The sequence below is a fragment of the Paenibacillus sp. FSL R5-0407 genome, from assembly GCF_038009185.1.
Lineage (GTDB): Bacteria > Bacillota > Bacilli > Paenibacillales > Paenibacillaceae > Fontibacillus > Fontibacillus vini.
Genome location: NZ_JBBPAX010000001.1, coordinates 3,334,049 through 3,346,274 on the forward strand (window position 1 = coordinate 3,334,049; position 12,226 = coordinate 3,346,274).

Below are 12,226 nucleotides of genomic sequence, written 5' to 3' on the forward strand. Positions count from 1 at the left end.
ATACTGAATTAGGGAGGAATCCTGCAAAAGTGCAGTAGTTTATTAATTTCCTGGCTCGAAAGGGAAGTATTGCTGCGAAAATACATCATCCCTCCTCATTCCCGAGTAACTTTATCTCTACAAGCTAGAAAATGCTGCCCTATTGCATCAGTTACACTAATATTACGTTGTCTGGACTCAAATTAATGTAGAATTGCAGGAAATTCAGGGAATATCAAAGAAATGAGATTGCAAGCCAACCAATACCAACGAATGCTAAGAGATGCCAAGGAATGCTATAGAATGCTAAAGAGCCAAAGGAGCCTGTACCCAGGATCGCATCTCCGATCAAAGGTACAGGCTCTTCGCTTATATGTCGTTTTGTACTTGTTAATTATTAGTAAGCCAAAGCGTCCAATGCTTTGATGTGGGACAAGTAACGGATGTTACTTGCTTCTTTCATCATCGTAGCCGTCAAGCCGCGCAGTTGCGTGTTGCTTGCGCCAACCGTAGCTACGGCATCTTTGCGGCCAAGGCTGGCCAAGGTTCCCGAGTTGACCGGGCTGAAGGTTTCCAAATGCTTGCCGGTTAAGGCTGCATACAGGTTGTAGCCGATCAGCTCGCCCATCTGCCAAGCGATTTGCGCGGTTGGAGGGTAAGGACGTCCGTCCGCTCCGAAGTATACCGCACTGTCACCGGCAACGAAAACATCGCTATGCGAAGTGGATTGAAGGAAATCGTTCACAGTCGCGCGGCCGCGGTTAACTTCGAGACCCGACTCGCCGACAAGCGGATGGCCTTGTACGCCACCGGTCCATACAAACGTATTGGCGACAATCTTTTGTCCATCTTTCAAATCGATCGCATTGCCTTCCACATTCGTGACAGGCAAACCGGTCAGGAATTTAACGCCGCGTTTCTCCAGGCTGGCCGTTGCGCGTTCAATCAGCACGTCCGGCAGAACCGGCAGAATCTTAGGTCCGGCTTCTACAAGCATAAGCTGGATCTCGGATTGATTCACTCCGTATTTCTTGCTCATTTCCGGAAGCTTATCGGCGATTTCTCCAACCAGCTCAACCCCGGTCAACCCGCCGCCGCCGATGAGGATCGTAGCGTCCGCAGGGTTTTTCGATTTAGCGTACTCAGCGATCCGGTCTTCAATATGACGGTGAATGCGGTTGGCATCCTCCGCCGATTTGAGGACCATGCTGTACTGCTCAAGTCCCGGAATTCCGAAATATGCGGTGATGCTGCCAAGACCGACAACGAGAGCGTCATACGAAAGAAGCGTACCGTCGGACAGCTTCACTTCTTTGCTGTCTACCGAGAATCTCTCTACTTTTGCGATGCGAAGATCGATGTCTTTTCCTTTGAACAGCTTCTCCAGCGGCAAAGCTACCGCCCGCTCAGCGATGCTGCCTGCAGCAAGACGATGCAGTTCAGTAATAATCTGGTGTGTTGGATACTGGTTGACTACGGTAACCCGTGCTTCTTCCTTGGTCATATATTTACGCACGTTCAAAGCGCTCAGTACACCGCCGTAACCGGCACCCAGGATAACAATATGTTTAGACATAGTAATTCTCCGTCCTCCGTTCTGAAAAAATGAATTAGTATTTATTTTTGTTTACTTTTCTCACCGGCAACCTGAAGATAAGCATTTACGAAACGGAACAGTTTCTGCGCTTCAGGATCTTTAAGCATTTTGAGCAGACCGAAGAGACCGATAACTTCCTGGCTCTCATCGGCGCGGTCTTTGGCTTCAATCACAGTAGCCGCAAGATTTTTAACTTTGTCTTTAACCGGTCCGGCGATTTCCGTAATCGCCCCGATTGTATCGCTCTTTAAAGTTTCGTCCGTAGCTACCGTTTTGGCAAAATCATACGATTTAGTCATCAAATTAACCAGCTCGGTTAGTTTAGGCAGCTGCTGAACCAGGACCGTCAAGGATTCCTGGACTTCGGGCTTGAGCAGTTGATCAACGATATCGCGTCCGGCATTATCGGTGGACGAAACATTCGTTTCTACTGCAGAATTTGTTTCAGTGGTCGGTTCTGACATTCCAATTCTCCTTTACAATAAGCCTTAATGCTTGAATTTTGGGTTGATCAGGGACCCAATTCCCGTCACAACTTAACTAAGTAAGTTAGTGAAAAATTGAACAATTAAGAAGTAAACAACCCGTCATCCATTGTAACATATTTTCTACAAAAATAGTCATTAAGTATTAACTTAATGACTAAAATAAGTGAATTTCATCATAGTTTGTCCTATTTAACTCAACCTATTCTGTGCTTACAGTCGATAAAGGGCTTGCTTTACCTGGGATTTTACATAATCACTGCTGCGCGCTTTTCACTCTGGAAATCCTAATTCCGGTATTATTTCCTGTAAAAAGTCATAAAACAATTTCTCCGTCGGCGGCAGTTCCCGGTTTGCCGGAACGATCACGCCTACATCCCTGGTTACTCGCGGCTCCGTTATTGGCAGAATTACGATCGAGGATGCAATATGCTCGCTCAACGCGATTTCAGGCAATACGGTAAGGCCAAGTCCCGCGGATACCAGCCCCTTGATCGCATCCAGATCATCGCCTTCAAATGTTACCTTCGGCTGAAAGCCAATATTGGCGCACGCCTCCACCACGATTTCCCTCAGTACAAATCCCTCAGGGAACAGAACGAACAAATCGTCCTTTAATTCATTCAGCTTAACCGAGGCTTGACCGGCTAAATGATGACCTGCCGGAAGCAAAGCGACAAACTTCTCCTGAAAGAGTACGGTACTTTTGATTTGCGGTTCATTATGCGGGACAGGCCCCATGATCGCCAAGTTCATGTCGCCCTTTGCCACCCACTCGACCAATTCCTTATAAGACCCGTGCTGCAATTGAAAATGAACAAACGGGTGCCGCTCCCGAAAAGCGGAAACGATCTTCGGAATCATCTGCGCCGCCAGGCTGCTCGGGAATCCGATCCGAACAATCCCGCGCTCCGGGTCCAGATACTCGCTGATCTCCTGTTGGGCGTTATCTATTACCTTCATCAAATGTTCCATATGCTCCAGAAACAATCGACCGATCGGTGTCAGCTTTACTTTTCGGCCTTCATGGATGAACAAGTCCACCCCGAGCTCCGATTCCAGTTTAAAAATTTGCCGGCTTACCGCCGACTGCGATACATGCAGCGCATAAGACGCTTCGGTTACGTGCTCCAGCTTCGCAACCTCGATGAAATATTGGATTTGCCTGAGTTCCACTTCGCCGCCTCCGCTCCCGCGGATATCCCGCCGATATCCCGCCAGATTCAATATTCCAAAAACACTTCCATACCATGTAATATCGATTGATTATCCCTCATTATATAGGGTATCCCTCCGGAACGGAAGCCTTTCACCTCTTCTAGCTGTTTCTGCTGTAGAGGAGAAGGCTGGTTATGCACAAATTGGCTTGACCGGCTTGACTGGCTTGACCTCCGGAGCCTGGGACCGAGGTTAGGGGTCGGCGGAAGTGCATTAAGCAAACAAGGTTAGATCCGGGAAGGGAAACCATTCCTTGATCTAACCTTGTTGTTATATACATGGGTTGCCTAAAACAAAATAGAGGGAAATTCTGCAGCTAATTGCGACGAATTCGGGGAATCCCATCAATTAACTGTAAAACCTACATGTAATATCACCAGTTTAGCCGAATTGGGCTCAAACGAGTGAAATTAGCGGGAGTTTTTACAGTTAATTCTCCGATTTATTCTCTCGGGCTAAAAATAGCTGCAGATTTTACACTTAATATACGGTTGGGTTGACCGTCACCGTGTGACCAAGCACCGCGCGCCGGAAAGGCGGTTAAGGCCTTGGCCGGCGATCTGGCCCGCGATCTGTTCGACGATCGGCCCGAAGACCTGTCCGGCGATCTGTCCGGCGATCGGCTCGGTAATCGAACCGCCGGACCGATTACCAATCCACTTATTCTCCCGGGCGGTCCAAATGGTACAGGTTGCGATACCGCGGTTCGCGTTCCATCAGTTCGGCATGGGTACCGCGCATCAGAATGCGGCCGTGCTCCATGAAGATGATCTCGTCCATCTCCTCCGCTCCCACCAGATGGTGGGTCACCCACACGAGCGTCTTGCCCGCCGTCGACCGGAATATGGTCGACAGCAGCTCACGCTCGGTACGCGGGTCGAGCCCTACGGTCGGCTCGTCGAGGATCAGCACCGGCGTGTTCTGCAGCAGGACGCGCGCCAAGGCGACGCGCTGCCGCTCCCCGCCGGAGAACCGCTGGCCGGTCTCCCGCATCGGCGTGTCCAGTCCACGCGGAAGACCGGCGACCAGCTCGCCGAGCTGCGCCTGCTCTGCCGCTCGGGCAATCTCCTCCATCTCCGCGTCCGGACGCCCGAGCCGGATATTGTTCGCCACCGTGGTGTCGAACAAGTGCGGGCTCTGGTTCAGCACGGAGATGATCCGCGGAATGCCGTCATCGCCGAAACCGGCGGCCGGCATTCCATTAATCGTAACCGCGCCCTCCGTAGGCGCGATGGCCCCCTGGATCAGCTTCAGCAGCGTCGACTTGCCCGCTCCGCTGCGGCCGATCACCGCAACCCGCTTGCCTTGCGGGATGTCCAGCGTAACGCCGTCAACGGAATTGCCGTCTTCGGCTCCGTAGGCAAAGCGGACACGCTCCAGCTTCAGGTGCGCGCTGGAAGCGGCCTTGGCAATCGTCTCCGGCGAGACGGAGTAGTCGCCGCCGCCATCGCCCCCCGCATGCCCGCCACCCGAAATCCGCTCCAGCCGGTTCAAGGACTCCCTGTATTCGGGAAGGCGCTGAACCGCCTCCGACACCGGGAGAAACGCATCCGCCAGCGGAAAAATGACAAGAACAAAGGCAGCGATTAGCGTATAGTCGATCCGGCCGGCCGCTGCCTGGCCGCCAGCCCAGTAAATCATCGATACGACCGCGAGTCCGACCACCAACTGGCCGATTAACATCCGCCAGCGGGCCCAGGATCTGAGCTTACGCTCCTTGCGCATGACGGCGGCTTCATCCCGTTCGTATTCGCGCAGGAAAACGTCCGATCTTCCGCTGATGACCCAGTCACCGATGCCCATCACGGCATCGGTCAGCTTCTGGTACAAGCCGTTCCGCTCCCGCTTCACTTCCGTGTCCATCCTCCGGGTCAGCTTCAGCGAGATATATGGCAGGACGGCAACAAGAACGAAAATATACAAGGCGATCAATAAAGCAAACGTCCAGTCAAAGAAGCCGAGCGCGATCACCACCGCGGCATAGAGCACCAAGGCGATGAGACTCGGGAACACCGTGCGTATATAGACATTCTGCAATTGTTCGATATCATCGGCCAGCGCCCCGAGAATGTCTCCGGTCCGATAGCGGGACCGGATAAACAAAGCTTGCGGTTCGAGAATGCGGTACAAACGGACCCGCATTTTGGAGAGAATCCGCAGCACCGCATCATGACCGACCAGCCGCTCCACATAGTGGATCACGGCGCGCCCGATGCCAAAGGCCCGAACGCCGACGATCGGCACATACACAAGCAGGACGTTGTACGGCATGGTCGCCGACTTGGAAATCAGAAAGCCGGAGGTAAACATCAGCATCGACGCCGCGAGCAGCGTCATTACGCCGAGAATCAGGTAAAGCGCAAACCGGCCGTTATACATCCGGAAATAAGGAGTAATCCACGGTTCTTGTCCCTGCTGTCCCTGAGCCTTCATCGTAATCCCTCCCGCTGCAATGCCGTCAATTCATAATAAGCGCCTTGGCGTGCCAAGAGCTCATCATGCGTGCCCGTTTCGGCAACCCGCCCCTGCTCCATGACAATGATCCGTTCCATGTCCTGCATCCAATGCAGACGGTGGGTTGCCAGAATGACGAGCTTCCCTTCGAAGAGGGGCAGCATCGTCTCCTTCAGTTCATATTCCGTCTCGATATCAAGATGCGCCGTCGGTTCATCAAGCAGGATGACCGGCCGTTCGCTCAGCAGCGCCCGAGCCAGCGCCACGCGTTGCTCCTGACCGCCGCTAAGCGGGCGTCCGCCGCCGCCGATAGGCTCGTCCAGCCCACCGGGCAGGCTGCGAATCAGCGTGCCGAGTCCGGCGGCCTCCGCGGCTTGCTCCACCTCAGCCGATGAAGCATCCGGCTTGTTGAAGCAGATGTTATCCGCCAGCGAGCCGCTGAAAATATAAGGCTTCTGCGGAATATACGTAATCTGCTCCCGCCACGCCTCCGGGCTCAAATCGCCAAGCACCGTACCGTTCAGTTCAATGCTTCCTGTTGTCGGGCGCAGAAATCCGCCCAGCACATCGATCAGGGTCGATTTGCCGGCGCCGCTCTCGCCGATCACGCCGATCCGGCCCATTCCGCGAATCTCCAAATCCACGCCCTCCAAGGAAGGCTTGGCTCCCGATTCTATCGCATCATCTTCACCTTGGCCACCATCAGCCTGGCTTTCCTCAGCCTCATGTTTCACGCCTAATCCCCGCAGCACCAATGTGCTTTGCGGCGTCCAGCGCAAATCGGCTCCCGCCGGAACCGGCGCCGTCTTAGACGCCTCTTCCTCCGCTGCGGCGATGATAGATTCCATTGCTGCGCCAGCCTCTTTGCCGTCGAGGGTCGCGTGATAATCCGCGCCGACCATCCGCACCGGCAAGAAGTACTCCGGCGCCAAAATCAGCACCGTCAGCGCGGGCAGCAGCTCGATCCGGCCCTCTACCAGCGGCAGTCCCAAGCTTACGGCCACGGAGGCTACGGACAGCATTGTAAAGAAATCCAGCGCAAACGAAGACAGAAACGCCACGCGGAGCGTCCGCATCGTTGCAGAACGATAGGAATCGCTGACCCGCTCGATGGAATCAATGTGCGTTTTGCTGCGCCCCAGAAATTTCAGCGTCTCCAACCCGCGCAGCGAATCGACGAAATGATTCGACAGCGTACGGTAAGTTTGCCATTGCCGCTCCGTCTGTTTGCGGGCAGCCAAACCGATCAGAATCATAAAAATGATCAGAATCGGCAACGTCACCAATAAGATGACCGCCGAGGTTTTGTTCAGGGTAAAGACGTACAGCCAAACCAGCGCCGGGGTGATCCCCGTCGCCAGCATCCGCGGCAGAAAGAGCTCCAGGTAGTTACGAAATTTCGTTACGCCCTCAAGAACGAGGGTAACGAGATTGCCCGTACCTTCCTGCCCGGCAAACCGGGGCCCAAGTTCAAACAGCTTGGACAGCACTTGCTTCCGCAGGGATTGCCCGGTCTGCTCGGCAAACCGGTAGGCCGTCTTCTGCATCAGCACTCCACATCCCTGCCGGACCATAAAAGCAAGCAGGAACATGCCGATTCCACCGGCCTGTTCCTGCAGCTTAGCGCCGGCAAACAGGGCGGAGATGACCTCCGCCAGCCATTTAGCCTGCAATATAATTGCTATTGTTTGAATCAGGGTCAAGCCCGCCATAACGGCCATTACCGGCTTGATCCCTTTGTATTTCATTAGTCCCTGGCCCATTAGTACTCCAAATGCTCCTTTTCGTGAACACGTTTATGGAAAACAAAGTAGCTCCAGATCTGATATCCCAGTACGAACGGCAGCAGTGTCAAAGCAACGATCGTCATAACCTTCAACGAGTAATGACCGGAGGCCGCGTTATGAATCGTAAGCGAAAATGCCTCACTAATCGAGCTGACCATCACCCGAGGGAACAACCCGACGAATACGCCCGAGATCGAAAGCACGGTCAGAGCGCCCGTCATGCCGAATGCCCACCCGTCTTTGCGCTTGGTCATGAACATTCCCGCAAGCAGGAAGCAGACCAGACCCACTACGGCCATCAAACCGAGAGGCAAAGCGCGAACTTCGAATACATCCGTCTGGAAGTAAGTCATGACAGCAAAGATGACGAACAAGGCGGCCAGCGGAATCAGCAGCTTATGTGCCAGCTTCCGGGCGCGATCCCGTAAATCTCCGGTCGTGCGCAGCGAGGTGAACATGAGGCCATGCACCAGGCAAAGCACAACTACGGTAATACCGCCTACTAATGTATATATATTAACCATATCGAACAGTCCAGCCTTCATTTCCATGTCGCCGTCAATCGGCAAGCCCTTAAGCAGGCCGGAGAAAACGACGCCGAGCAGGAACGGAGGCAGCAGGCTGCCGAGGAAAATAGCGACATCCCACGTTCCCTTCCACTTTCCATTGTCGACTTTTCCGCGGAATTCAAACGCTACCCCGCGCGTAATTAAGGCAAGCAGAAGAACTACGAGCGGAGTATAGTATCCGCTGAACATGGTGGCGTACCAGTTCGGGAATGCCGCGAACATCGCACCCCCGGCGGTCAGCAGCCACACCTCGTTAGCGTCCCAGAACGGACCGATCGAGTTAATCAGGACGCGGCGCTCCATATCATTCTTGGCGAGAAAACGGGTACTCATTCCGACCCCGAAGTCAAATCCTTCAAGGAAGAAGAAACCGATGAACAATACGGCCACTAACACAAACCAGAGTTCATTAAGAGACATGGTGGTATCCCTCCTTCGAGAATGGATCTGACGAATGGTCATCAGAAGCGGCTATGGCGTTCGGACCCTTCTTGATTGTTTTCACGAACAGGTAAACCATCACGATAGCCAATGCAGTGTAAATTAAGCAATAAGCAATCAGGGAGAACAGCAGCTGCCCCGATGTAACGCTTGGCGAAATGCTGTCTTTCGTTTGCATCAATCCGAATACCGTCCAAGGCTGACGCCCGAATTCTGTCATAACCCAGCCCGCCGTATTGGCGATAAACGGAAGCGAGATCGCCCAAAGCATGCAACGGTAGAAAAATTTATTCGGCTGCTCCAGTTTTTTGCGCCATGCCAGATAGGCGCCGTACATCCCAAGCACAATCATCAGACATCCGGCGGCAATCATAATCCGGAAGCTCCAGAAGGTCGTGCGTACCGGAGGAATATAGTCCCCCGGACCATAAGTTTGTTCATACTCCGCCTGCAGCTGATGCATGCCTTTGACTTCGCCCGAGAACGAACTGTACGACAAGAAGCTGAGCAGATAAGGAATCTTGATTTCAAAATTGTTCTTTTCATTTTCAGAATCGATATGTGCATAAACCGTCCAAGGTGCAGGGTCGCCGCTCTTGCCCCACAAGCCTTCGGAAGCCGCCATTTTCATCGGTTGCGTTTCTACCAGATATTGCGCCTGCTGGTGCCCGAACAACGCGGTGGAGAAAGAAGCCACCAGGCCGACAATGACCGCAATCGTGAACGACTTTTTGAAAAATTGAACATCCTGCTTACGCAGCAATTTATAGGCACTGATGCCGGTAATCATAAACGCGCCGGTGGCGAATGCACCGAGCACGGTATGCGGAAATTCTACCCACAACTGGCCGTTGCCGATCAAGGCGAAGAAATCATTCATTTCTGCGCGTCCGTTGTTGATCTCGAAGCCAACCGGTCTTTGCATGAACGAGTTGGCGGCCAGAATCCAGAACGCCGACATGGTCGTTCCGAGCGCTACCAGCCAAATGCAGAGCAAGTGGACTTTCTTGGACAAGCGATCCCAACCGAAGATCCACAATCCGATAAACGTAGACTCCATAAAGAAGGCAAACAGGGCTTCCACCGCCAGAGGCGCTCCGAAAACGTCGCCTACAAACCGTGAATAGTCCGACCAGTTCATGCCGAACTGGAATTCTTGAATAATCCCCGTGACGACGCCCACCGCAAAGTTAATGAGGAATAGCTTGCCCCAGAACTTCGCCATCTTCTTGTATTCCTCTTTGCCTTTAACGACATACATCGTTTCCATGATGGCGATCAGAAGAACCAGACCGATGGACAAAGGCACGAAGAAGAAGTGAAAAATCGTCGTCGCCGCAAATTGAAGTCTCGCTAGCACTAACGGATCCATAATTTTTCTTCCCTACTTTCTTCAAACAAGATTAATTCTTAACTAATGTGAATTCTATCACGGAATTATGAAGATAGACGGGTAAAAAGTAATAATTTTGTGACAAGAATCACATGATAGATGTCACATTAGTGAACAAAGTCCTAAAAGCCCAGTGCTGGCGCGACTTTGCTTCTTATTTGTAGGGTTGTGAAAAAAATGTGTCAGCTAGTCACTGCTTTGGATTTCCGTCCGTCCAGCATGTGCCGGATCGTCAGCACGGGGTGGGACCACAGCATGCGGGGACCGGAATAGCGCATTACTTCCTTAATCATTTCTCGGGGATCCGGAGCATAGCAATGAACCGGACAGTCCACACAGGTGGACTTCTCTTCCCCGAAACGGCAGTAAGTCAGCCGGTTCATCGCATAACGGTGCAGCTCGCGGCAATCTTGGCATAAACCGCCTTCCTTCGTAACCTCTCTGTGCTTTCCTTTGCAAAAAATCAAAATCATATGCCCGACGGTTGCCTTCTCCCGGCTGATTCTAGGCCCGGCCTGGCGTCGTTCCTGCCCCGAGCCTTTAGTCAATGTGTCCATTTCCAACCCCCGCTTAAGTAATGTGAATTTGTGGGATAACCTCTGCCTTTTTCGTAAAAAATCCTAATTTGTGTTGCACGGGCTCCCTCACGGCAATTTAACGGAAAATGCTCTTTGCCATAAAACCCAGTTGGCCGCAAGCAGCAACGCTGCATATACATATACGCCAAAGCTGACCAAAGTCGCCGCATAATGCACCAGAGCGAACCCCCCTAGCAGCAGCATGAGCGGAATCATGCGCATACCTTCACCCTGCTGAGCCGTTTCTAACCGTTCGGAGAACGGAAGCGCTTTGCTTAGATAAGCAAAACTAAGCACGGAATAGGCCAAGATAGCGAGGCCGGCCACAATCAAATCGGGAACAATTCTGCCCCCGAAAAGGATGGCAAATACGACGGCCTCTACCGCATACAGAGGCAAAATGAGCCGGACCACAGCCGCCATCAGGGTTCCCCGGTATACCGGAACGCGATCGCCGATCGGCAGAACCCGGTAAATCCATGCCGCCTTGTAGCTGCGCGAATATTTCAGCATCAATATGACGTTCGGAACCAACAGGGCGCAAAAGTAAATGAACAGATGCAGCTTCGTCCCCGGTAATCCGGATAATCCGTGTTCCCTGCCGCTCGTAAACAAAAAGATGAAAGGGAAGATCAGCGAGAAGCCGATAGAGGGGTACACTTTAAGCTTAAATTCCCGTTCATTCCCCATCATCGTCCAGGCAAATCTGAAAAATACCTCTTCTTGCGGACTTGAGCCTAGCAAATGTGAAATGGATTTCAGCCATTTTCCGGCGCCTTCCTTTTTACGGCTCCCCGGGTCAGCAAGCTTTTGCAAATTCCTTTCCAGCGACGGTATCAGTTTAATGTACAACAGAAATGTCAGGATCGGCACGCATAAAGCCAGCAGCGAAAACAAAAGGTACGGTATACTGTTGTCTCCGTGCAGCAGCGTCTCAAACGGCGCGCCGAACCAAACCGGGACGATGACAAATTGCCACCATTTCGGCTGAAACACCGCTTGCTGCAAATCAACAAAGTCGAAGAGCCTGATAAGCAACTGATACCCCAGCGCGATAACGATGGTGAGTCCGATTTGCACATAGTTGATGAAGTCCTTCAGCTTCTCGCCATCAAAAAATTTAAGCACAGCCAGGTAAATCAACGCCGTAATCACGACGATTAAGAGGTCCATCAAGATTAACTCGGCCACGAACAGCAGAAAGAATCCTATTCCATGCCGGACGAGTCCTACACCCAGCGGAACGATCGCAATTGCCCCGGTCAGGAAAAACATATAGAAGCAGATATGCAGCATCTTGGCCATCGCAATCGTTCTGCGGTTCACCGGCTTCGTGGACAAAATGTTCCGGTCCCGGATATCCAGCAGCACGGATGAGAAATCTGAAATCAGCGAGGTCATGATCATAAACATGAATATGCCGAAAATCAGGCTCATCTGAAAAATAAAGTTGTCGCCGAGCCCCACAAACATGGAGCTGAACGCACCGAAAATCAGATACAGCCACAAAGAGCTGAAGAACTGGTTTTTCTCCGTTCCGTTTATCTTCCCGCTGTCAGCCTGATCTTTGTTCCTGGCCTTGCCGATAATAGTGGGCACTCTTCTTCCGTCCATCGTCAGCTTGATTTGGAGAATGCGGCGCATCACGGGGTAGTCTACTCCAAATTTTCCGAAGACGCCTTTGAACCGGTCCAACACCCATAACGTTCTCATCTCTTTCATCGG

At 52.4% G+C, this 12,226-nt stretch carries 9 protein-coding genes; all 9 read right to left on the bottom strand.

Annotated elements, in window-relative coordinates; genetic code table 11:
• Positions 1-376 precede the first annotated feature (376 nt).
• Positions 377-1,555 (bottom strand): NAD(P)/FAD-dependent oxidoreductase, encoded by a 1,179-nt coding sequence (locus NYE70_RS15920; RefSeq protein WP_211022750.1) that lies wholly within the window; start codon positions 1,553-1,555, stop codon positions 377-379.
• A 41-nt stretch (positions 1,556-1,596) separates the two neighbouring features.
• Positions 1,597-2,040 (bottom strand): DUF1641 domain-containing protein, encoded by a 444-nt coding sequence (locus tag NYE70_RS15925; RefSeq protein ID WP_211022751.1) that lies wholly within the window; start codon positions 2,038-2,040, stop codon positions 1,597-1,599.
• 294 nt (positions 2,041-2,334) lie between these two features.
• The gene (locus tag NYE70_RS15930; protein WP_211022777.1) at positions 2,335-3,237 is read right to left on the bottom strand and encodes a LysR family transcriptional regulator; all 903 of its coding nucleotides are present in this window, start codon (positions 3,235-3,237) and stop codon (positions 2,335-2,337) included.
• Positions 3,238-3,939: 702 nt separating this feature from the next.
• Positions 3,940-5,712 carry a thiol reductant ABC exporter subunit CydC gene (gene cydC, locus NYE70_RS15935; protein ID WP_341046843.1) on the bottom strand — a complete coding sequence of 591 codons (1,773 nt, stop codon included), beginning with the start codon at positions 5,710-5,712 and terminating at the stop codon, positions 3,940-3,942.
• Entirely contained in the window at positions 5,709-7,496 is a 1,788-nt protein-coding gene (cydD, locus tag NYE70_RS15940; RefSeq protein WP_290405446.1) for a thiol reductant ABC exporter subunit CydD, read from the bottom strand. Before cydD ends, cydC begins: the two co-directional genes overlap by 4 nt.
• Positions 7,496-8,509, bottom strand: a complete 1,014-nt coding sequence (gene cydB / locus NYE70_RS15945) for a cytochrome d ubiquinol oxidase subunit II (RefSeq protein ID WP_341046845.1) — start codon at positions 8,507-8,509, stop codon at positions 7,496-7,498. Before cydB ends, cydD begins: the two co-directional genes overlap by 1 nt.
• A complete protein-coding gene (locus NYE70_RS15950; protein WP_211022983.1) occupies positions 8,499-9,902 on the bottom strand; it encodes a cytochrome ubiquinol oxidase subunit I in 1,404 nt (467 codons plus the stop codon). The genes cydB and NYE70_RS15950 overlap by 11 nt, the downstream gene beginning before the upstream one ends.
• 203 nt (positions 9,903-10,105) lie before the next feature.
• Positions 10,106-10,480 (bottom strand): nitrous oxide-stimulated promoter family protein, encoded by a 375-nt coding sequence (locus NYE70_RS15955; RefSeq protein WP_211022984.1) that lies wholly within the window; start codon positions 10,478-10,480, stop codon positions 10,106-10,108.
• An 87-nt stretch (positions 10,481-10,567) separates the two neighbouring features.
• The gene (locus NYE70_RS15960; protein WP_341046846.1) at positions 10,568-12,223 is read right to left on the bottom strand and encodes a hypothetical protein; all 1,656 of its coding nucleotides are present in this window, start codon (positions 12,221-12,223) and stop codon (positions 10,568-10,570) included.
• Between the last annotated feature and the right edge of the window lie 3 nt (positions 12,224-12,226).

Bases quoted from the DNA above. Each gene is read 5' to 3' on its own strand.
- cydB (WP_341046845.1), bottom strand. From the start codon at position 8,509: ATGTCTCTTAATGAACTCTGGTTTGTGTTAGTGGCCGTATTGTTCATC.
- NYE70_RS15955 (WP_211022984.1), bottom strand. From the start codon at position 10,480: ATGGACACATTGACTAAAGGCTCGGGGCAGGAACGACGCCAGGCCGGG.
- NYE70_RS15925 (WP_211022751.1), bottom strand. From the start codon at position 2,040: ATGTCAGAACCGACCACTGAAACAAATTCTGCAGTAGAAACGAATGTT.
- cydD (WP_290405446.1), bottom strand. From the start codon at position 7,496: ATGGGCCAGGGACTAATGAAATACAAAGGGATCAAGCCGGTAATGGCC.
- NYE70_RS15960 (WP_341046846.1), bottom strand. From the start codon at position 12,223: ATGAAAGAGATGAGAACGTTATGGGTGTTGGACCGGTTCAAAGGCGTC.
- cydC (WP_341046843.1), bottom strand. From the start codon at position 5,712: ATGAAGGCTCAGGGACAGCAGGGACAAGAACCGTGGATTACTCCTTAT.
- NYE70_RS15950 (WP_211022983.1), bottom strand. From the start codon at position 9,902: ATGGATCCGTTAGTGCTAGCGAGACTTCAATTTGCGGCGACGACGATT.
- NYE70_RS15920 (WP_211022750.1), bottom strand. From the start codon at position 1,555: ATGTCTAAACATATTGTTATCCTGGGTGCCGGTTACGGCGGTGTACTG.